17 protein-coding genes and 2 pseudogenes are annotated in these 20,831 nt (G+C 45.5%); 4 read left to right on the plus strand and 15 right to left on the minus strand.

Going from position 1 to position 20,831, the window contains the following annotated elements; genetic code table 11:
• Positions 1 to 118, plus strand: a pseudogene (locus tag ACO0K1_RS18270) (IS30 family transposase); the annotation flags it as partial.
• A 121-nt stretch (positions 119 to 239) separates the two neighbouring features.
• Here ACO0K1_RS18270 and ACO0K1_RS18275 read toward each other — a convergent pair.
• The 13 genes from ACO0K1_RS18275 to ACO0K1_RS18335 all read right to left on the minus strand — a co-directional run bounded on the left by ACO0K1_RS18275 (position 240) and on the right by ACO0K1_RS18335 (position 15,250).
• Positions 240 to 1,937 (minus strand): bifunctional metallophosphatase/5'-nucleotidase, encoded by a 1,698-nt coding sequence (locus ACO0K1_RS18275; RefSeq protein WP_423028334.1) that lies wholly within the window; start codon positions 1,935 to 1,937, stop codon positions 240 to 242.
• 139 nt (positions 1,938 to 2,076) lie between these two features.
• Positions 2,077 to 4,476: a TonB-dependent receptor gene (locus ACO0K1_RS18280; protein ID WP_423028336.1), complete on the minus strand. Its 2,400-nt coding sequence runs from the start codon at positions 4,474 to 4,476 to the stop codon at positions 2,077 to 2,079.
• Positions 4,477 to 5,159: 683 nt separating this feature from the next.
• Positions 5,160 to 6,053, minus strand: coding sequence for a M48 family metallopeptidase (locus tag ACO0K1_RS18285; RefSeq protein ID WP_423028338.1), 894 nt, complete (start codon positions 6,051 to 6,053; stop codon positions 5,160 to 5,162).
• Positions 6,054 to 6,137: 84 nt separating this feature from the next.
• A complete protein-coding gene (gene metW / locus ACO0K1_RS18290) occupies positions 6,138 to 6,746 on the minus strand; it encodes a methionine biosynthesis protein MetW (protein WP_423028340.1) in 609 nt (202 codons plus the stop codon).
• On the minus strand, positions 6,743 to 7,894 hold the full coding sequence (gene metX, locus ACO0K1_RS18295; protein ID WP_423028342.1) for a homoserine O-succinyltransferase MetX: 1,152 nt from the start codon (positions 7,892 to 7,894) through the stop codon (positions 6,743 to 6,745). Before metX ends, metW begins: the two co-directional genes overlap by 4 nt.
• A 364-nt stretch (positions 7,895 to 8,258) precedes the next feature.
• Complete coding sequence (ptsP, locus tag ACO0K1_RS18300; RefSeq protein WP_423028344.1) at positions 8,259 to 10,028, minus strand: phosphoenolpyruvate--protein phosphotransferase; 1,770 nt, start codon at positions 10,026 to 10,028, stop codon at positions 8,259 to 8,261.
• A 139-nt stretch (positions 10,029 to 10,167) separates the two neighbouring features.
• The gene (locus ACO0K1_RS18305; RefSeq protein WP_423028346.1) at positions 10,168 to 10,437 is read right to left on the minus strand and encodes an HPr family phosphocarrier protein; all 270 of its coding nucleotides are present in this window, start codon (positions 10,435 to 10,437) and stop codon (positions 10,168 to 10,170) included.
• A 14-nt stretch (positions 10,438 to 10,451) separates the two neighbouring features.
• Complete coding sequence (locus ACO0K1_RS18310; protein ID WP_423028348.1) at positions 10,452 to 10,859, minus strand: PTS sugar transporter subunit IIA; 408 nt, start codon at positions 10,857 to 10,859, stop codon at positions 10,452 to 10,454.
• A 110-nt stretch (positions 10,860 to 10,969) separates the two neighbouring features.
• Positions 10,970 to 11,935, minus strand: coding sequence for a glutathione synthase (gene gshB, locus ACO0K1_RS18315; protein ID WP_423028350.1), 966 nt, complete (start codon positions 11,933 to 11,935; stop codon positions 10,970 to 10,972).
• Between the two features lie 33 nt (positions 11,936 to 11,968).
• On the minus strand, positions 11,969 to 13,267 hold the full coding sequence (gene gshA / locus ACO0K1_RS18320) for a glutamate--cysteine ligase (protein ID WP_423028352.1): 1,299 nt from the start codon (positions 13,265 to 13,267) through the stop codon (positions 11,969 to 11,971).
• Between the two features lie 142 nt (positions 13,268 to 13,409).
• Positions 13,410 to 13,712, minus strand: coding sequence for an antibiotic biosynthesis monooxygenase family protein (locus tag ACO0K1_RS18325; RefSeq protein ID WP_423028354.1), 303 nt, complete (start codon positions 13,710 to 13,712; stop codon positions 13,410 to 13,412).
• 88 nt (positions 13,713 to 13,800) lie between these two features.
• On the minus strand, positions 13,801 to 14,814 hold the full coding sequence (locus ACO0K1_RS18330; protein WP_423028356.1) for an AI-2E family transporter: 1,014 nt from the start codon (positions 14,812 to 14,814) through the stop codon (positions 13,801 to 13,803).
• Positions 14,815 to 14,860: 46 nt separating this feature from the next.
• Positions 14,861 to 15,250 carry an MAPEG family protein gene (locus ACO0K1_RS18335; RefSeq protein ID WP_423028358.1) on the minus strand — a complete coding sequence of 130 codons (390 nt, stop codon included), beginning with the start codon at positions 15,248 to 15,250 and terminating at the stop codon, positions 14,861 to 14,863.
• 475 nt (positions 15,251 to 15,725) lie between these two features.
• Between ACO0K1_RS18335 and ACO0K1_RS18340 the strand changes: the two genes are divergently transcribed.
• Positions 15,726 to 16,244: a glycine zipper 2TM domain-containing protein gene (locus tag ACO0K1_RS18340; protein WP_423028360.1), complete on the plus strand. Its 519-nt coding sequence runs from the start codon at positions 15,726 to 15,728 to the stop codon at positions 16,242 to 16,244.
• Between the two features lie 239 nt (positions 16,245 to 16,483).
• The gene (locus tag ACO0K1_RS18345) at positions 16,484 to 17,953 is read left to right on the plus strand and encodes a sensor domain-containing diguanylate cyclase (protein WP_423028362.1); all 1,470 of its coding nucleotides are present in this window, start codon (positions 16,484 to 16,486) and stop codon (positions 17,951 to 17,953) included.
• Here ACO0K1_RS18345 and ACO0K1_RS18350 read toward each other — a convergent pair.
• Entirely contained in the window at positions 17,938 to 18,777 is an 840-nt protein-coding gene (locus ACO0K1_RS18350; RefSeq protein WP_423028365.1) for a Rossmann-like and DUF2520 domain-containing protein, read from the minus strand. The two genes, ACO0K1_RS18345 and ACO0K1_RS18350, sit on opposite strands and share 16 nt — an antisense overlap.
• 366 nt (positions 18,778 to 19,143) lie before the next feature.
• On the opposite strand from ACO0K1_RS18350, the gene ACO0K1_RS18355 reads away from it, so the two are divergent.
• Complete coding sequence (locus ACO0K1_RS18355) at positions 19,144 to 20,703, plus strand: methyl-accepting chemotaxis protein (protein ID WP_423028367.1); 1,560 nt, start codon at positions 19,144 to 19,146, stop codon at positions 20,701 to 20,703.
• Positions 20,704 to 20,715: 12 nt separating this feature from the next.
• On the opposite strand, the pseudogene ACO0K1_RS18360 reads toward ACO0K1_RS18355, so the two are convergent.
• Positions 20,716 to 20,831 (minus strand): annotated as a pseudogene (locus ACO0K1_RS18360) (IS30 family transposase); the annotation flags it as partial.

Raw genomic sequence — 20,831 nt, forward strand, 5'->3', positions numbered from 1 at the left:
ATGGGCGATGAACAGCTTAAATCATCGTCCCAGAAAATGTCTCGGCTTCAAAACGCCGCACCAAGTATTTATGAAGCAGTTACAATCGCATCAACATGTGGTTGCACTTCGAAATTGAATCCGCCACACAAAAAATTACACGAGAAATTAGACAATAAGGAGGACTTTAGAATAGCCTTAGATAACAGTATCTACCGACTTTTTCACCTCATTGATGACAATGGTCGACATCCTTTTTTTTACTTTTGTCGTTGCACACGGTTCAGATTGACGCCAGCATTGATACTTGCGCTATGACTGACCAAGTATCCCTCTAAGGCGTCTAGATCGCGTCCTACCATTTTCTCGTCACGTCCTTGTTTAAAAATGCTGAAGCTGTCACCACCATCGGCAAGGAAATTGTTGGCCACCACCGTGTAATCTTGATTTAAATTCAGTGGCTGACCACTAATGTTGACATTGTCGATGACGATTTCAGAGCCGTTTCCAGGTTTCCAGGTGTACGACAATGTTTCTGAAGCAAACAATTTGCGTGGGTCATTCGCCGTCTTACCTGCCCATTGTTGCTGCAAAAGTTGACTAATTTGCGCCCCGCTCAATTGCATACTGACAAGCTCGTTGCCGAATGGTTGTGTCGCATATAAATCACCAAAAGTAATCGTCATCGGTGCTGCACGTTGTCCTGAAGGTAGATCGTTACGGATACTTCCTTCGTTGATGAAGGCAAGATCGGCATGACCATGTTGATTTGCAAAATACAAATGTGCATCGGCGATCACATTTCCAAAAGAGCTGTCAAAATGTTGATCATCGCTATCGCGCAGTAAGGGTTTGTTCAATCGCACGATCGGTCGCAATCGCATTGCCGCCGTTTGGTCAGCAACTTGTTTGACCAATTTTTGCGCGGTGGCATCTGGGACGATCTGCTGTTGATCGATCAGATGATTCATCGCAACTGCCTTAATCACTTGCTGAGTTTGTTTGTCGATCGTTAAAGTTGACTCGGTTAAAAATGCACCATAGCTACGCCCTTGTACGACGAGGCGCCCATCAATTTTGCAGGTATAGCCTTGGTGTGAATGTCCTGATACCACCAGACTGATCGCCTTATCGAGCTTTTTACTAATCTCAATGATTGGTCCCTGCAAACCTTCGCATCGATACGTCGGATCATTGTCGTTGCCTTTATACATGGCACCCTCGTGAATCAGCACGACGATCGCGTTCACTCCTTGCTTTTGAAGTTCAGGCACATAGCGATTAATTGCTGTTGCTTCATCGTCAAAACGTAATTGTTTGACGGCGTCACCGGCGACCAGATTTGGCACGTCGGCAGTCACGGCACCGATAAAGCCAATTTTCATAGTGCCGACCTGACGAATCACGTAAGGTTTTAACCACGGCATATTGTTTTCTGATCGTAGGACGTTGGCACCGAGATATTCATATTTTGCACCATGAAAACCTGCAAAACTACAACCCGCAACGGGGCATGCACCGTCGAGTTTGCGTGTTAATTCCTCGGTTCCACGATCAAATTCATGGTTGCCTACGGCAGTCACGGAGAGACCAATTTCATTCAAGGCTTCAATCACTGGTTCATCTTTGAGCAAGGCGGAGCCCATCGGCGAGGCTCCCATCAAGTCACCTGCGCCAACCAGAATACTCGCGTGAACCGCCGCCCTTCGCTCCTTCAGTTTGCTCGCCAAATAGGCATAACCACCTGCTGGAACTTTAATTTCCTGCCCTGGATGTTGCTGATCCGGTTTGACGGCGAAATAAGGCACTGGCTGGTCAGACTGCAAATTGCCGTGGAAGTCGTTGATACTGAAGATCGTGATGTCTTCGTACCTTTCGCTATTCGTAATATTGCTAGTGCTACAAGCTGACAATCCTGCCAGGATCATTAAACTAGAAATCCGTTGAAATGCGTTCATAGTTATATTGGTTTATAGGTGATCAGATAAATGCATTGCAAATCCCAAACTAAAAAAGGTCTGCAACATGTCAATGTTACAGACCTTTCTGGTCAAACTATTTGCTGAACTATGTCACAGCAAGGGTCGCTTCTTCAGATTAATAATCTACAGAGAATGTCACTGACGTGAAGCGTGGAGCACCTACATAGTAATACACAGTCTGTGCAGTAGCGGTACCATAAGCTTGTGCATTGGTGACGTTGAAGCTAGATGGATTACGATATTGCTTGTTCGTCAGGTTGCTCACATTCAAACGCAAAGTTGGCTTTTTCATCCAACCATAATTGGAGAACTGATAACCAGCATCTAAGCCAAATACGGTATAGGCAGGTACCAATTCATCATTCGTCATGGTTGCCCATTGGCTGCTTGTATATTTCGCTTTAACACGTGTGTACCATGCAGCTGTTTCATACTGAACACTTAAACCAGCTTTCCACTCAGGAACCAAGGTCATGTTTTTGCCAGCGGTTGGCAAAGTGGCCGTAGCACTAACGATCAAATTGTCCTGGATTTCGCTCTTAGCGTAACCCAAAGAACCATAAAATGACCAGCCATTGATTGGTGTATTACCTAATTCAGCTTCAAAACCATGCGTTTTTACCGTGCCGATATTGGTATAGCTGCTCACCAGTGTGTTTGGATCAAAAGCGGTTGCCTGACGATTACGGAAATTGATTTGATACGCGGTCAATTGCGCTGTCAATTTATCGTTTTGCATACGGTAGCCAACGTCCAGATCCCAGGAAGTTTCTGTTTTTACGTCATTCGCTAACACCGGGTTGCCGTTCACAACTGGCAAGTTTTGGTACACAAAATTTGGTGGTGCTTTCATGTTTTTTGCCAGGCTGGCAAACACTTGGTTGTCATTATCGATTTGATACTTAGCACCAAGTTGTGGCAACACTTCAGAGTAAGTACGGCTCAATGTATAGCTGATTGGGGCTGCTTCATTGGCGTAGTTACTGAAATCACGCTTCATTGTCGGCGCACGCAAACCAAGATTTACAGACAATTTGTCGTTGAGCAAACTGATTGTATCTTGTGCAAATAATTGGTATGCAGTACTAACCGTTTTCACGTCACGTGATTGGTAAGGCGTGCCATCTGCGCGCAATACACGACCATTGGTTAACCAAATATCATTAGCAGTGCCATTTGCACTGACCAGGCTCATAGGACCGAATTGTTCGTGTGATGCACGTTCGAACCAGAAACCAGCGAGAACTTGGTGATTGTCAAAATTATGCGTAACAGACGCAGTGACACCAGGACGGTTGGTACGAGTCACGCTCGCGTTGGCAACAATGACTTTATCCAAAGTATCGCCGTCACCGTTCAAGTCTACGGCACCAGTCAATTTACCATTGGTCGTGTTCAGGAATGTGCCAGTTTCTGCTTTTGTTTTTTGCTGTGTACCACCGTTACCAAAGCCATACCAATAGTAAGGAATGATCTTGATATCGGTATCTTCACCAACGCGGAATTTCGCAGTGGCCGAAGCGATCACGTTTTGGAACGGATTTTGCGACAATTGGTAGTAACCGCCTGCGCCTGAAAGCGTTGCGGCATCATTACCAGCAACGCCTGGTGAAGGTGCGGCATGGCCTGGGAAAGTTGTTGCGTAATCGTAGGTGTAACCGTATTTATTCAATTCCGCTAATGACGGATTGTAAATATTGTTATTTTGAGCGCGGTTCATCAGGACGGTAGCGCTGATGGAGTTGAAACGGTCCATATCATTACGATAGCCCAAATCTACGTGATCACGGTTCGCAGAGCCGAGACCTTTCCACTTGTCTGCATGTGCTTCAGAGGCGGAAATGAAGAAACGTGATTTGCCATCGCCCCACAAGCCAGTGTCATAGCGGATGTAGGTTTTATACATGTTCAGTTCACCAATCGATTGTGCGACACGGAAGCGTCGTTCTTTCGATGGGTCACACGTTGTGATACCGAAGTTACCACCAGTTGCACCGATTTGTGGTGAGTCAACGTCTGTTGAACCCTGCGTCACGAACTGTGTGCAAGTATTTTCTTGGTCAACGAATTCTTGAGGATATACAGCGAAGTTACCTGAATCATTAACAGGTACGCCGTTAATTGTTGCACCGATCTGATCACTGTTAAAGCCGCGCAATGTCAAACCACCACCGAATAAACCAGTCGCGTCGTAGTTGTAGCTATTAACGGCAGGCATCAACTCCAATGCTTCATACGCATTGCCAGTTGGGCGTTGTTTTGCCAACTCTTCTGCGGTAATTGTACTACGTGCTTTTGGTGCATTTTCTTGCACCATCAAACCCATACCAACTTTTTTACCGGTAATGGTCACTTGTTTGGAATCAACTGGATCGTTGTTGGTTTGAGTAGCTTCAGCTGCGTAAGCAGACGACATACTCAAACAGACCAATTGACATGCAATGGCTACGATCGACATGCGTGGCATAAATGCTGGCGAGGCTGGAGAGGCTGGCGATTTTGTGGATTGTTTCATTTACTGCTCCCTGATCAGATTTCAGATAAATTAAAAGTAAAAAATAAAAACTTCATTTCGTGTCAAAACTTTGTCTGCGGTTCAAGCACAATATTTCGCCCGAGGACATCTCCATCACCACACATGCTTGCCAGATTTTTCTGGTTTTAATTATTATTTTGATACTCATCGTTAATCATGACGCCACGCAGTCTTAAAGTCTGATTTCTGATGCGCAAAGGATTGCGCGAGAAATAGTAAGATGCCGTATTTCTTGCGCGCAATCGATTGCTTATTCAGTAAAAAAAACAGACGAAGTTATCAACTCGTCTATTTTTTATATGGTATTCGTGACTAAATTCTTGCTTAAGGGACTTCGTGTACTTATATAGATTTGCTATATAAATATATTATTACGAGAAAAAGTCTATCACAAAAGTTTTCTTAAGCAAGCAGAGTGTTACATCCAATTATGAAAGGACGATGACAGACACGTGAAATCACCTCAAAAGTGTCATAAACGCACCACAAAAGTAACTTTTTAATAACTTTTAATCACTTTTTGCACGAAAAGTCCCTTATCTCAGTAACAACTGCTTATCACCTGAGACATTCAGAAATATGATTTATCACTTTTCTGAAAAGTAGTTTTTTATTATGGCAAAATCGGAGACTGCAAATTCGCAACAGTCAATATTCAATGCTCACGGATAAGGAACAGGGGCAATGCCCTTTACGTTGGATTGATAAGGTGCAAGCTTATTAAGGCTGAAGCCATGTGCTTTGGTATACAAAGGCATGACTTCCGGGAGGTGTTTTTGAATCTCTGCAATGCGGTTATTTCCAGCAGGATGGGTTGATAACCATTGAGGGGGAGCCGATTTATTGATCATGCCCATTTTTTGCCACAGCACGATACCCGCGCGCGGATCATAACCAGCTCTTGAGGCGATATCGAGCCCAACAATATCTGCTTCGGTTTCATCTTGGCGCGAGAAAGCGAGCATTGTTACCTTTGCAACGCCTCCTGCTGCGGCACCTGCCATCCGCGTATCGTAGCCCTTGAGACCAGCAAAAATTTCAACGCCTTGGATGAAGATATTGGCGATTGTTGCTTTACCTGCGCGAGCCGCGCCGTGTTCACGTAATGCGTGTGCAATTTCATGTCCCATAACAATCGCGATTTCGTCGTCTGTTAATTTCAGGGTATCCAGAATCCCCGAATAAAACGCTATCTTGCCTCCGGGCATACAATACGCATTGATTTGTTTGGAAGCGAGCAGATTGATTTCCCATTTCCAGTTTTTGGAACGGGCATTCCAACCTAGCGTAAATGGAATCAGTTTATTGGCAATGGAGCGCAAACGAACAACCTGCGGAAAATTGTCTGGTCCTAAAGCATTCGCCTGTTGTGCTTGCTGAATAATTTGTGCATATTGCAGCGCGGCCTGTTGTTCGAGCGCACCTGTAGGCGCAAATTTACGAGCCAAAGACATGTTGCCGACATTCACGCCATCTTGACGCTGTGCCTCTTGCGCCACACAGAACGGCGCGAAAAATAAAGTCCAACACAGCAATAATGGAGAGAGCGATTTCATGACACCATACCGTAACGAATCAAGCTTGCGATGGTAGCAGAACTACGCAATCTGCGAACAAGAGGATTAAATCGCACAGCCAAATCAGACCTTATGTTTACGTAAGCGGAATACCGCCAGACTTCCGCGCCAATTTGGCAAAACATGGACAGGTTTCCCGTCATGCAATGCCACGCACTCCAACACTTCTAAACCCACTTCGTTCGCCAGATCCGAAAAATCATAAATGGTTGCACAACGGACATTCGGCGTGTCAAACCATTGATACGGTAAAGATTTAGAGACCGGCATTTTTCCCATCAATAATGCCGTGCGGTGTGGCCAATAACCAAAATTCGGGAATGAGACAATTGCGTCGCGTCCGACACGAGCGATATCGCGCAACAGCGGTTCTACATGCTTCATCATTTGTAACGAATTGAGACACAACACGGTATCAAATGCATTGTCGTCAAACATGCTCAAACCCTGCTCCATATCCTGCTGAATCACATTCACATGTCGCTTGGCGCAAGCCAGTACTTTGTCATCAGCAATCTCAATGCCATAACCGTGACATTGCTTATCAGACTGCAAATAATCCAGCATCACACCATCGCCGCACCCAACATCGAGCACGTGCGTATCGGCTTTAATCCAGTCAGCAATAAATGCCAGATCTGGGCGTAGCCGATTTAATTCTGAGAAATTCATACTGCTGCTCCTTGTAGTTCGGTATCGATGCGATCGAAATAAGCAGCGATTAAATTCAAATAACGCGGATCATCGAGTAAGAATGCATCATGTCCATGTGGAGCATCGATTTCGGCATAACTAACCGTACGTTTATTGGTAATCAAAGCACGAACAATTTCACGGCTACGCTCCGGTGAAAAACGCCAGTCTGTCGTAAATGACGCCACTAAAAATTGGGCTTTTGTTTGTGCCAGTGCCTGACTCAGGTCGCCGCCGGTCTGCCGTGCCGGATCGAAATAATCCAGTGCTTTCGTGATCAGTAAATAGGTATTGGCATCAAAATAATCAGAAAATTTATCTCCCTGATAGCGCAGATAAGATTCAATTTCAAAGTCAACACCGTAACCAAATTGATAGCCATCAGACTTCAGATCACGGCCAAATTTTTCGGCCATGTCGTCGTCCGACAAATACGTAATATGCCCAATCATGCGCGCGACCCGCAAGCCATTGCGCGGTACCACGTTGTGTGCATAAAAATCACCGCCATGAAAATCTGGATCCGTTAATATCGCCTGACGTGCAACGTCATTAAAGGCGATATTCTGTGCAGACAATTTAGGTGTAGAAGCGACAACGACACAATGTTTAAGACGCTCAGGATACAGAATGCTCCATGCCAAGGCCTGCATGCCACCAAGCGAACCACCCATTACAGCGGCAAATTGCTTGATCCCGAATTGATCGGCAACACGCGCTTGCGCATTCACCCAATCTTCTACCGTTACAACCGGAAAGTCGGCACCATAGGGCTTGCCAGTAGTCGGATTGATATGCATCGGTCCCGTCGAGCCGAAACAAGATCCGAGATTATTAATACCAATGACAAAAAATCGATTGGTATCGACGGCCTTACCTGGTCCGACCATATTGTCCCACCACCCAACATTTTTGGGATCATCGGCATAAAAACCCGCCACATGGTGCGAAGCATTTAGGGCGTGACATATTAAAACGGCGTTAGATTTACTCGCATTGAGGCTACCGTATGTCTCTACCATCAAGGTATATTCTGCGATGCTGGCGCCACTTTGTAATGGCAAAGGTTGTTCGAAAAAAAACGCTTGTGGTGTAACGGCACCAACAGATTGGGGTGAGGCTGACATACACACTTCCATCGAGAAATTTCTCGTTCAAAAAAATCAAGGAAGGCTAAAAGGTGGGCTGAATGTGGTGAGGAGAAAAGCAGCATTCAAGCTCGCTTTAGCCGTATTTATTGTCTGGATAATCCAAACTGCGCCCGCAAGCTGATTTTCAAATCGGCGCATTATTTCGTCAAATTCTTAGCTACAAAATATTCACTACCAGACCCGCATTATCAAGCCATTTATCAATCCATTTTTCAATCCATTTATCACAATCAAATGAACGACAATCATGTATCTATCCAAGCTTAGAAGGATAACCAAGTCTGAGCAGTACGTCAAACGAAGCCCTACGATTAGACGACAAAACGACTTACAGGGTGTTTCATGCTTGCTCGGGCTGACCAATTAACTCCATGGCTGCCAACGTTTCCCGGATGACCACTGGTTCATAACTCCGCAATATCTTTTTGACAAACGGCTGCACCGTTTCCAGATGTGTATTCAAAATTGCCTGCTTAATTTCAGGCAATAAGGCCGCTGGCATAGAAAGTTCGCGAAATCCCATGCCTGTCAACAAACGGGTCAAACGCAAATCACCGGCCATCCCGCCGCAGATTGACACAGGAATGTCTGCTTTTTCTGCGGCAGTCACAATCGTGTGCAACAATTGCAAGATCGCGGGATGTAAATCGTCGTAGAGATGCGCCACTTCATGATCAGCACGATCGATCGCCAAGGTATATTGAATTAAATCGTTGGTACCTATCGATAAAAAATCGAGCTTTTTAACAAACATTGGCAAAGCCAATGCTGCAGCTGGAATTTCTATCATCGCTCCAACGGGCACCTCGACGTCAAATTCTTTGCCCTCAGCGCGTAATTCCTTCTTTGCTTGCTCAATCATCGCTAAGGTTTGATCAATCTCAAAACTGTGGGCCATCATCGGAATCAGAATTTTTACCGGTCCGAATGCAGAAGCACGCAAAATAGCGCGCAGTTGCGTCAAAAATAGTTGAGGCTCAGTTAAGCAATAACGGATCGCCCGCAATCCCAAAGCTGGATTAAGAATATTATGTTCGGTGGCATCCAATGGTTTGTCAGCGCCAACGTCCAAGGTGCGGATCGTCACCGGCCGACCTTTCATACCTTGCACGGCAGTGCGATAAGCGTCGAATTGCTCATCCTCTGTTGGCAGTTTATGTTCGTGCCCGCTTCGCTCCATGAACAAAAATTCAGAGCGAAATAAACCGACACCGCTCGCGCCAGCATCTAGCGCATGGGCAGCATCTTCGGGTAATTCGATGTTAGCTAACAAGGTTACTTCGACGCCATCTTGGGTGATGGCGGGGGTCTTTTTCAATTTCCCTAATTTTTTGCGCTGCTTTTGCAACAAAACCTGACGCTCACGATATTGCTCTAATACCAATGAGGTCGGAGCAACAATAACCACACCAGCGTCACTATCAATAATCAGCCAATCATCTTGCTCTATCAAGCGCGACGCATTGCCCATCCCAACTACGGCAGGGATTCCCAAGCTACGTGAGACAATTGCTGTATGTGAATTTTGACCGCCTTCATCGGTGACAAAACCAGCAAATGCCACATCTCGAAATTGCATCATGTCCGCGGGGGAAATATCTCGCGCGACGACAATCATATTAGCGCTGCGCTCATCAATGCCGTCAGAACGGGGAACCGCATTGGCAGTACCTGTCAGGACTTTTAAAATTCGTTCGGCGACTTGTTGAATATCGGCTTTACGTTCACGAAGATACTCGTCTTCAATTTCATCAAATTGTGCTGATAGCTCATCAACTTGGGTCACCAACGCCCACTCTGCGTTGTAATGGCGGGAACGTATGATATCGAGCGGCGCTTCTGACACCATAGGATCAGACAAAATCAGCACGTGAACATCAATAAACGCCCCCAATTCTGTCGGTGCGTCTTGCGGCAAATCAGCCCAAATTGATTCCAATTCTTTATGCACTTGGGCAATCGCTGCCTGCAAGCGCAACACCTCAGCTTCAACTTGTTCTTGTGCGACGAGATAATGTTCAACATCCAACGCGGCAGGACGCAAAAGATGCGCTCTGCCAATCGCAATACCGCGAGAAACTGGGATGCCCTGCAATGTAAATGACGCCATGCTTTGTCCCCAATCTTCAATCTGTTTGATCCATCGATGACTGATGAATCTTATGCTGACCTGCTATAACGCCTCAATTTCATTTAATAGTGCCCCATTGCAATGCATTGATATGTTCAATGAATGATGACGTTGGGGATTACTCGCCCTCGCCAAACTTGTCATTGATCAGCGCCAGCATTGCTGTAAAACATTCTTGCTCGTCGACACCATTTGTCTCTAACAAAATTTTGCTACCTTTACCCGCTGCCAACATCATCACGCCCATGATGGATTTCCCGTTGACGCGTCGGTTGTTGCGACTAACCCACACTTCACTTTTGAATTTGCTGGCTAATTGGGTAAATTTAGCCGATGCCCTGGCATGCAATCCCAATTTGTTAACGATTTCGATTTCTTGTTGAATCATGTTTTACTTTCAAATTAATTGGGAGAAAGCCGGACTCTGTTATCAATCCGCAGAGCCCCATTTTGCCCACCGGCCAGCGCCATTTCGACGACAACATCGAGCACATCACTGCGATAAGTGATGGCACGCAATAGCATTGGCAAACTAATACCGGCAATGATGGCAACCTGATCAGGTTCACCAAGATGACGACAACAATTAGATGGCGTGCCACCCATAATATCAGTCATCACCAGTACACCGGAACCATCGTTAAGCCGTTCCACCGCGGCTCGTGCCAGTTGATTAACTTCTTCGGTATTCTGATCTGCGATGACGTCAATCGCTTCGAGCCGTTCAGGCATGCCGCGAAAAACATGGGAAGCAGCTTGTATGAAAGCAGAACCCAATGGTGCATGCGTCATCAAAAGTATTCCGACCATAATTTCTTAACCCTGGGAGTATGCGCAAAAAATTCCGCATTCTCAGTTATTTCATTAAGGCACTTAAAATACCCGGAACGAGTAGTTTAAATGCAGATATATAGTGCATTTCAGACACTTGTTTTTTTATAAGTACTTGTGACGGCACATTCTAATGCATCGATAAACATGGCCGCTACATCAAACCCTTTTTGTTGCGTGATTTCCTGAAAACAGGTCGGGCTGGTGACATTAACTTCGGTCAGGCAACTACCAATCACGTCCAATCCTACCAGTAATAACCCTCTTTGATAAAGCGTCGGCGCCAAAGTCTGTGCAATCTCAAGATCACGTTCGGACAAATCTTGCGCTACGCCAACACCACCGGCTGCCAGGTTACCGCGAACCTCACCATTTTGTGGAATGCGCGCCAATGCAAAAGGTACAACTTTGCCGCCGATCAACAAAATCCGCTTATCGCCGTGCACGATCTCAGGAATATAACGTTGGACCATGATGGTACGGGCACCATTGAGTGTCAGTGTCTCTATCACTGAACCCAGGTTCATACCGTCTTCACGAATTCTGAAAATACCGGCACCACCCATGCCATCCAAAGGCTTGAGAATAATGTCCTGGTGTGTACGATGAAATGCACGGATCCGTTGTTCATCGCGCGTGACCAACGTCGGCGTGGTAAATTGACTAAACTGGGCAATGCTCAGTTTTTCGTTGTGATTACGGATGGCCGCCGGTTTATTGAACACGCGTGCACCCTGCTGCTCGGCCATTTCGAGTAAATATGTCGCATAGATATATTCCATGTCGAATGGCGGGTCTTTGCGCTGCAAAACAGCATCAAAATTGCTGAGCGGCGTAGCGACCGGGGCTTGGGCACGATACCAGTCATCATTATCGCCAGTCAGACTGATTTTGCTGATATTCGCAATAACCTGACCACCTTCCAGCGCCATATCTTCTGGACCGAATGCATAAATCTCGTAGCCACGACGATGGGCTTCGCGCATCATCGCGAACGTCGAGTCTTTATACGTTTTGAACTGTGATAAAGGGTCAGTCAGGAAAGCTATTTTCATATCAAGTTTCCATAAGCCGGGAGTGCCGGCAAATTAATAAATTTCAGGGTTTGGATCCGTTTTTTCCATCTCTAAAGACGCAGCCAGCAACGCTAAGCGCGCAACCACACCGTACATATAAAAACGATTCGGGGCAGCAGTGCCCGGTTTGGCACGCATATCTGGCACAGCATGTTGCTGAGCAAACGCTAATGGCACAAAATGCATGCCAGGCGCATTGAGATTTTCATCGACGCCACGCTCTTCATGAAAACGGTAAAATCCCCCCACCACATAGCGATCGATCATGTATACCACTGGTTCAGCGACTGATTCCTGGATTTGTTCGAAGGTATAAACGCCCTCTTGTACAATCACATCGCGGACTTCCATACCATCCTTGACGACCGACATTTTATTGCGCTGTTTGCGGTTCAGATCACGTACTTCATCCGAACTATGCACAGTCATAATGCCCATGCCATAAGTGCCAGCATCGGCCTTGACGATCACGAATGGTTTTTCTTTGATACCGTATTCTTTGTATTTCTTACGAATTTTTGCCAAAATCGTATCAACGGCCGCAGCAAGAACATCTTCACCCGCGCGCTCATTGAAGTCGATGTCTTTTACCTTGATGAAAAACGGATTCAACATCCATGGATCAATATCGACCATTTTGGCAAATTTTTTCACCACTTCATCATAGGCTGCGAAATGGTTACTCTTACGACGAAGTGCCCAACCGGCGTGTAACGGCGGCAACAAGGTTTGTTCGTTGAGTTCTTCTAAAATTGCGGGAATGCCTGCCGACAGATCGTTGTTAAGCAAAATCGTACAAGGATCGAAATTTTTCAAACCCAGACGCCGGCCATTTGCAGAGCGCTCTAAAGGTTCTAAAATCAATTGCGTACCATCGGGCAAATCAATCGGTGTGGGTTCTGTGATGTCAGCAGATAAAGAACCCAAGCGCACGTTCAGACCAGTCTGACGGAAAATTTGCATCATTCGGGCGATGTTTTGCAAATAAAACGTATTCCGGGTGTGGCTTTCAGGAATCAGCAGTAGATTTTTTGCATCTGGACAATACTTTTCAATCGCTGCCATGGCTGCTTGTACAGCCAAAGGCAACATTTCAGTCGCCAGATTGTTAAAGCCGCCAGGAAACAAATTCGTGTCGACGGGCGCCAGCTTAAAGCCAGCATTTCGCAAGTCAACGGAGCAATAAAAAGGCGGCGTATGTTCTTGCCACTCCATACGGAACCAGCGCTCTATCGCGGGCGTTGCTTCAAGAATTTTTTTTTCTAAATCGAGCAGTGGCCCATTCTGAGCCGTGACGAGATGCGGAACCATATTGACCTTTTTGATGAGCTGCCTGAGACATTGGCAGCTGTAATCAAAATACACTGACCAGACTACCGATGTCTTGATGACTTACGTAACTTGGGATGAAACAACAGGAATCAAGCCCTTCCTGCCTATATCCCACCACGTATCAGGCTGATTTTGCCAATAAATTGAAATGTTCTACCACGGGAGCTTGTGCAAAAAATGGCCCCACGATCGCACGCCACTGCAAGAATGCAGGTGATTCGCGGAAATCAACAGTGTGGTTTTCTAAGGTTTCCCAATAAATCATGAGCACGTAACGCTCAGGGGATTCGATGCCATGGTTGATTTTAAAGCCACTAAAGCCCTTCGCATGACGAATTACTTCTTCGGCGCCACGTTGTATTGCCGCTTCAAATTCGGCTTGTTGGCCCGGATGAATACGGATATCAGCAATTTCGAGAATCATTTTTAGCTCTTGGTTAGTCGTAAAGGTAAAACGTGATTTTTAGTCGCAAAGCAATGAGAAACCTTGCAGTTCATCATTATGGCATTAATCAGACTAAATCTCTGTCGCTCAACTCCTTTTTCAACAGCGCATAAAACACTGGAGCCGCAACAACGCCTGGCACGCCAAACAGGGTCTCCATCACCAGAATCGCGGTCAAAAGTTCCCAGGCCTTGGCATTGACTTCTACGCCAATAATTCTGGCGTTTAAAAAATATTCCGCTTTATGGATCAGCATCATAAACACGAGCGAAGCGATCGCCGTATTCAAGGAGTGTGACAATGCAACAATTACTAAAATGGTATTGGAGACGATGTTACCTGCAACCGGTATCAACCCAGCAACAAAAGTGACAGCGATCATGGTCTTTGTCAGTGGCAAATGTATGCCGGCGATAGGCAAAATGACCAGTAAATAAAGCGCGGCCAGCACGGTATTGATTAACGAAATCTTAAATTGCGCAAAAACGATTTTTTCAAAAATATTTGCCAGATTAACGAGTCTTTGATGCATCGCCGCAGCGAGAGGTTTGATATCTGTGCTGTCGATGGTTTCACGCAAAGCCACCATACAACCAATAATCATACCTAGTAATAAATGGACGACCAAATGACCTGCTTCTGGCACCAACAATTTCGCTTCGCCTGCATGCTCTCGTAACCATGCGGTGATCATTTCCTGTAACGCGCCGACATCTTCAGGAAAGTTAGTACTCACCCAATCAGGTACCTGACTGCGTGACGCTTCGATAATGTCGGCTAATTTTTGCAATAAAAGGTGAAAATTTCCACCGTCACTCCGTAGAAAAACATGCAGTGTCCATACCGCCAATAAGAGGGTGCTAGTCAACACCGTCGCTAACACCACAACCGCGACGGTTCTTGGACGGCGTTGATTAAAGGTTCGGGCAATTGCCGGTGCCATCAAATGTATTAAGGAATACAAAAGTAGACCAGAAAATAATGCGACCAATAATCCGGCCTTCAGAACGATATACAGGCTGATGATTTCCAACAAATACGAGGCAATTATTGGGGCACTGAGTTTGCTACTTGGGATCATATCTAGGTCCTTGCCTTTTCAAACACTTCAAATACTTCAAATACTTTTAATTTATCAAGCCCGTCAGCCCGATCAGCGCACCCAACCATAAAGAAACCGCCGCCAGCGTTGATAGGGCAAATCCTGTGATTCTCTTTGATGGCTCTTTGAAATAAGCGAAGGCGTACAACATCCTGCCAATAATCCAGACAGCGCCAGCGATGGCGGCTGCATGATCATTGAACCATGCAGCACACATCCACAGCGCGGGAAAGAAAAACACGAGTTGCTCGACCGTATTGGCCTGCACTCTGATTGCGCGCAAAAACTCTTCCGGGCCGTCCATTGAGGGTGCTTTAACCCCATATTTACCACGCGCCTTACCCACGGTCACTATCGTCCAGAAGTACATTGCCAAAACAGCCACACTCACCCACGATGTCCATAATAAATGCACGATAGCTCCAAAAAGAAGAGAAGAAAAAGTTGATTCCGCCATGACCGCTGTTTATTTCGCGAACAAGCCTAACATAAGGATTAGCAGGTGACGGTGATATTGCCGATATATAACTTTGGATACTTATAGCTTTGAATACTTATAGCTTTGAATACTTTATATAGGCACTTACATTGATTGCAAGATTTTTAAAATGAATATTGATAATATACTGTGCCGTTTTTCTTACGAGGAACACGTAAGAACACGAAGGAATACAGAAAAACGTCGAAACACACTGAAAAAAAACTAAAAAAAAACTAAAAAACAGTGATACGACGCTAAAACTCATCCTGATATAGAATAAACCTCAAAATGTTGCGATGCGGGACAGACTAAATGAATCTTAGAAACATTTTTTTGTATCTTTCTGCTTTTTGGGAACTTAATACGTTAAATACTGCCTAAATGACAGTAAATGCACCGAGGTAAAAAAATGACACTCACTTTAAAAAAACTCTCTATTTCGACGGCACTCATTGCTATGACATTGAGCGCATCTGCTGTTCACGCGGCTGATTTTGAAGATTATGCGCGAATCATCAATGTTGCACCTCAGGTTGAACAAATCAATATTCCGCGCCAGGAATGTCAGACCGTTTATGAAAACGTTCAACAGCCACAAGAACGCAGTAATGCAGGTGGCATCATCGGTGGGATCGCTGGCGGCTTATTAGGTAGCCAAGTCGGCAACGGGAATGGGCGTATCGCCGCCGCTGCCGCAGGTGCAATCACCGGCGCGATCGTCGGCGATCGTGTTGACAATAACAGTAATCCGCAACCTGACTACACAACACGCCCGGTACGCCAATGCCGTAATGTTGATAACTGGCAAACCCGTACCAATGGATACGCCGTAACTTATGAATACAATGGCCGGACTTATACGTCGATCATGCCTTACGATCCAGGTTCACGTTTGCGTTTGCGTGTGTCGATTACACCGCTACCCTAAGCATGAAGCCAGACGTCCGATTGATCATGAACCTTGATTGCCGGGATGTCTAAAGGTCTAAGCTTCAACCTCAATGATGTTGCTGAAATGAAAAATGCCGCTTTTTGCGGCATTTTTTTATTAAAATTGCCTTAAAACAAGTTTAATCGAGCACTATATTGAGCGGCAAAGTTGCAGGTTTATAGTATGATCATGTTGCAATCTTCACGCTTACATTCCGTCTACAGCTCATGAAAAACATGTTAAAAAAATATGGTCGGCTGATATGGCTATTTCTGATTCTCATTGTTGGATTTACAGGCACGATCGTTGCCAGTTTTTTAATTTCCAAAAATACACTCATCAATACGCTCACTGAACAAAGCTTGCCAGCCATCAGCGACAATATTTACGCAGAGGCACAAAAGCTGACTTTGCGCCCCAAAGCTATCTCAACACAATTAGCAAACGATACCGTTGCACGTGACTGGCTCGTCAATGGTGAAGGTGATCCTGAGCAAATCAGCCAATTCCTTAAAGACATTAAAAATAAAAATAACGCACTGACGAGTTTTTTGATTTCTGATCATACGCGGCACCTCTACAACGGTGCTGGCATCGCCAAAACCTTGAATATCGCTGAACCTATCGATAATTGGTACTTTCAACTGAGAAGTTTAAAATCACCGTACGAAATGAATCTGAATTCCGATCCGCTGAATCATGATCTGATAACGATTTCAATCAACTCCAAAGTAGTCGACACGAGCGGGAAATTTATTGGCTTGGTTGGTCTTTGGGGCATTAATCTTAATCTCGATAACCTGAAAAATGCGATTAATCGTTACCAACAACATTCTCATAGCAATATTTATTTCGTTAATAACCAAGGTGACATCGTTTTTTCAAGCGCACAAGGCAATGACCGGCGCGACAACCTCAATATGGTTGATGGCATTAAAAGTATTGCAAAGCAAATTTTGGCAAACCAAAAAAACACTGCCACGACATTGGAATACGGCAGTAACGGCAACACCAATTTGGTCAGCGTCAGATATTTACCTGAATTTGGTTGGCACCTGATCATCGATAAAAATCTAGATGAAGAACTTAAGCCACAATTGAATGTGCTGCTAATCAACGTCTCGATTGGTCTGGTGTTGACACTCTTATTGACGATTGTCGGTTTTTTCACCATCCGAAGATACGAAGCAAAGTTAGAAAAATCTGCTACCACCGATACGCTCACGAAACTATTAAATCGCCATGCATTTGATTTTGTCTTTGAGCAAGCATTATTAGATGCAGAGCGTTCTCGCCAACCTATGTGTACCGTGTTGCTCGATATCGATTTATTTAAAAAAATTAACGATAAACAAGGCCACCTTGTCGGTAACCATGTCTTGCGCGAAATCGCCGCCATCTCAAAACGCTCCCTGCGGGAAAGTGATGTGATTTGTCGCTGGGGCGGTGAGGAGTTTTTGATTCTGCTTAAAAATTGTACGCTGGAAAAAGCGACCTCAATTGCTGAAAATTTACGCACCACCATCGCCGCCAACGACTTTTCTCGCACCACGGATCTGACACGAACGCGACTGAGTATCACCGTCAGTATGGGTGTGGCTGAATGTCGCGATAGCGAAACAGAAGACAGTGTCTTCGAGCGAGCCGAACAAGCACTGGCTCAAGCGAAAAAGAATGGGCGCAACAGCGTTTATTTTTCTGAATGATGCTTGATAGCCGCCAAAACTTGCGTTGGTGGTACAAACGCTTGATATAGGGCACCAGCATTGGTGTCCCATTGAGCAACAACGGTTTGTTGCTGAATGACCGTTTTCATATCACCGCGCGCGATGGGTCCTGTCAATGCACTGCTCGCCCCCATTGCAAATACATTTTCCATAGACTGCCGTGCGAGAGGCGCTGCCATTGCTAATGCAAGCTCGTCAGGGATGCCCGCTGCTTGATAACTGCGTAATGCTGTATCAAGTAACGTAACTAAATAGTTACTGGCAAATACGGAACCCGCGTGGTACAACAATTTTGATTCGGCGCTTATTTGCGCCACTCTTGCGCCGATGGTCGATAAAGCAGGGACTAACGCTGCGAGCGCTCGCGGGTCACCCTCAATACTACAAATCGTCCCCTCAAAATTTTCTGCCACATGCTTCGGGTCTGCAAAACTTGCTACCGGATGAATGCTGGCGACGGCGGCGCCTCTGAGCATTGCCGTCGACAAAACTGTCGAAGGTTTGGAACCGCTGCAATGAAAAATAATACTCTCTGCATGGAGTAAATTTTGTTGATGAAGGGAATCGCAAACAGCCGCGATCTGATCGTCACCCACAGCTAACATCCATATATCTGACGGCGTTAAGTGAGTGAAGCCGGTCACGGCAACGTGGGCAGGGACATCAATAAATTGACAAGCGGCGAGAGAGCTGGTCATGTGACGATTCAGTACTTGGGTGATATCAAACACACTGCGTTGGTGAAAACAGCGACCAAATACTTTTCCAACTTTACCTGCGCCAATGATCGATAATGTTTTCATGAAGTTGCCTATTCAGGGACATTCAATGAATGACCCGATTTAATTCTTTCATTTCATCGGTTGCTGAGACGTCAAGTATCGGTGATCGCACCAGACGCAATTCAGTCAACAAACTGGCTGTCCAAAGCCCGCTAAATCTCAGGTAAGGCACGCATAAAATCAAATTTGGTCGAATTCTCTATTTTTCGACATATTTAATTGCTCTAGCGCCCTCATGCGTATATATTTGACAATGCAGATTTAAGCTTACAAATAAGTAGAAAATTATAGCGGCAAACCCTGATGGAGGTGCTTCATTATGCAATGAAGGCCTGCCTATCGAATGCTTCATAACAGGCTCAACCTCGACGATGAACGGGTATTACCATGAAAATTTCAAAGCTGAAAGTCAATACGCGCTTGATAGCTGGTTTCTCAATTGTTCTATTGTTGTTGCTGATGATCACTTTGCTCGCCATCTGGCGGCTACACAAAGTGGATAAGGACATGGCCTTAATCGTCAATGAAATCGTGCAAAAGGAACGCTTGTTTTCAGAGTGGTCTGCGTGTACGAATTTGAATGGCGCCAGGGTCATGGTCGTCGCCGAAACGAATGATCCGGAACGTCAAAAGCATGTCGAAACCTTAATCAAAGAGACCAGCAATCGCATCAGCGACATTCAGAAATTATTAGAGAGCTTCCAGCAGTCCGACGAAGAGAAAAAACTGATTGCTGCAATTGGCGAACAAAGGAAATTATATCTGAGCGCACGCAGTGAGACCTTTGCTGAAAAAAAATCGCATCCAGAAAACATTTTACAGGTAGTACAGACTAAACTCGAACCCGCCCTCAAGACCTACGTAGAGAGCATCAAAAAACTGTCTGTCTATCAAAATACGACGATTACTCAGCTATCAACTCAAACCAGCGCCGACTCCTCAATGTCGCAGGTGCTGCTGGCCGGATTGGGAGGGCTAGCTATTATTTTGGGACTGGCCATCAGTGCACTGATCACCTACAGTATTAAAAGCCAACTTGGTGGTGAACCCCATTACACGATAGCGATTGCAGATCAGATCGCAGCGGGAAATTTATTAACAGAGATCGATGTCAAAGCCAATGACGACAGTAGTATGTTGCACGCTATCGGTGCGATGCGCGACAGTATTGCAGACATAGTACAAGAGGTTCGTCACGGCACCGATACGATTGCGGCAGCCTCGAGAGAGATTGCGCATGGAAACGCTGACTTATCTACGCGCACTGAACACCAAGCGCAAACACTGGAACAAACAACTCGCTCAATGGAAGCACTGACCAAGGCCGTCAAAGACAATACCGAGAATGCGATCACCGCAAGTACGGTCGCCACGAATGCCGCCAATGTCGCTATCAAAGGTGGTCAAGTGTTCACTCAGGTAGTGAGCACTATGAACACAATTCACGCGTCTTCCAAAAAAATTGCGGACATTATCGGTGTGATCGATGAGATCGCTTTTCAAACAAATATCTTAGCCCTGAATGCGGCGGTAGAAGCGGCGCGGGCGGGCGAGCAAGGACGCGGCTTTGCTGTCGTGGCATCGGAAGTACGAAATCTGGCGCAGCGCTCTGCCAGCGCAGCCAAAGAGATCAAGACTTTGATCACGGCGTCGGTCAATGATGTCGATATCGGCACAAAATTAGTCGATGAAGCTGGTGCAACCATCGAAGACATTGTTTCTAATATCAGGCATGTGACAGAAATCATGGCGCAAATTACGGCAGCGAGTAAGACGCAAAAAACCGGCATTGAAGACGTCAATCTATCCATCACAAACATGGACAAAGCAACCCAAGAAAATACCTCGCTTGTGAAGGATGCTGCGACAGCTGCAGAATCTTTATTAGAAGAAGCAGAAGGCTTGTCACTGGTCGTACGTCGTTTTAAGTTAAAAGCACGTAATTAAACTTAGGCGGATTCAATTTCGAAGTGCAACCACATGTTGATGCGATTGTAACTGCTTCATAAATACTTGGTGCGGCGTTTTGAAGCCGAGACATTTTCTGGGACGATGATTTAAGCTGTTCATCGCCC

Source organism: Undibacterium sp. SXout20W (assembly GCF_049340285.1).
Classification (GTDB): Bacteria; Pseudomonadota; Gammaproteobacteria; order Burkholderiales; family Burkholderiaceae_D; genus Undibacterium.

Excerpts from the sequence above, each read along its gene's own strand:
- ACO0K1_RS18305 (WP_423028346.1), bottom strand. The coding sequence starts at position 10,437 with ATGATTCAACAAGAAATCGAAATCGTTAACAAATTGGGATTGCATGCC.
- ACO0K1_RS18285 (WP_423028338.1), bottom strand. The coding sequence starts at position 6,053 with ATGAAATCGCTCTCTCCATTATTGCTGTGTTGGACTTTATTTTTCGCG.
- ACO0K1_RS18330 (WP_423028356.1), bottom strand. The coding sequence starts at position 14,814 with ATGATCCCAAGTAGCAAACTCAGTGCCCCAATAATTGCCTCGTATTTG.
- ACO0K1_RS18350 (WP_423028365.1), bottom strand. The coding sequence starts at position 18,777 with ATGAAAACATTATCGATCATTGGCGCAGGTAAAGTTGGAAAAGTATTT.
- ACO0K1_RS18345 (WP_423028362.1), top strand. The coding sequence starts at position 16,484 with ATGTTAAAAAAATATGGTCGGCTGATATGGCTATTTCTGATTCTCATT.
- metW (WP_423028340.1), bottom strand. The coding sequence starts at position 6,746 with ATGAATTTCTCAGAATTAAATCGGCTACGCCCAGATCTGGCATTTATT.
- ACO0K1_RS18355 (WP_423028367.1), top strand. The coding sequence starts at position 19,144 with ATGAAAATTTCAAAGCTGAAAGTCAATACGCGCTTGATAGCTGGTTTC.
- gshA (WP_423028352.1), bottom strand. The coding sequence starts at position 13,267 with ATGGTTCCGCATCTCGTCACGGCTCAGAATGGGCCACTGCTCGATTTA.
- ACO0K1_RS18280 (WP_423028336.1), bottom strand. The coding sequence starts at position 4,476 with ATGAAACAATCCACAAAATCGCCAGCCTCTCCAGCCTCGCCAGCATTT.
- ptsP (WP_423028344.1), bottom strand. The coding sequence starts at position 10,028 with ATGGCGTCATTTACATTGCAGGGCATCCCAGTTTCTCGCGGTATTGCG.
- ACO0K1_RS18275 (WP_423028334.1), bottom strand. The coding sequence starts at position 1,937 with ATGAACGCATTTCAACGGATTTCTAGTTTAATGATCCTGGCAGGATTG.
- gshB (WP_423028350.1), bottom strand. The coding sequence starts at position 11,935 with ATGAAAATAGCTTTCCTGACTGACCCTTTATCACAGTTCAAAACGTAT.
- metX (WP_423028342.1), bottom strand. The coding sequence starts at position 7,894 with ATGTCAGCCTCACCCCAATCTGTTGGTGCCGTTACACCACAAGCGTTT.
- ACO0K1_RS18340 (WP_423028360.1), top strand. The coding sequence starts at position 15,726 with ATGACACTCACTTTAAAAAAACTCTCTATTTCGACGGCACTCATTGCT.
- ACO0K1_RS18310 (WP_423028348.1), bottom strand. The coding sequence starts at position 10,859 with ATGGTCGGAATACTTTTGATGACGCATGCACCATTGGGTTCTGCTTTC.
- ACO0K1_RS18325 (WP_423028354.1), bottom strand. The coding sequence starts at position 13,712 with ATGATTCTCGAAATTGCTGATATCCGTATTCATCCGGGCCAACAAGCC.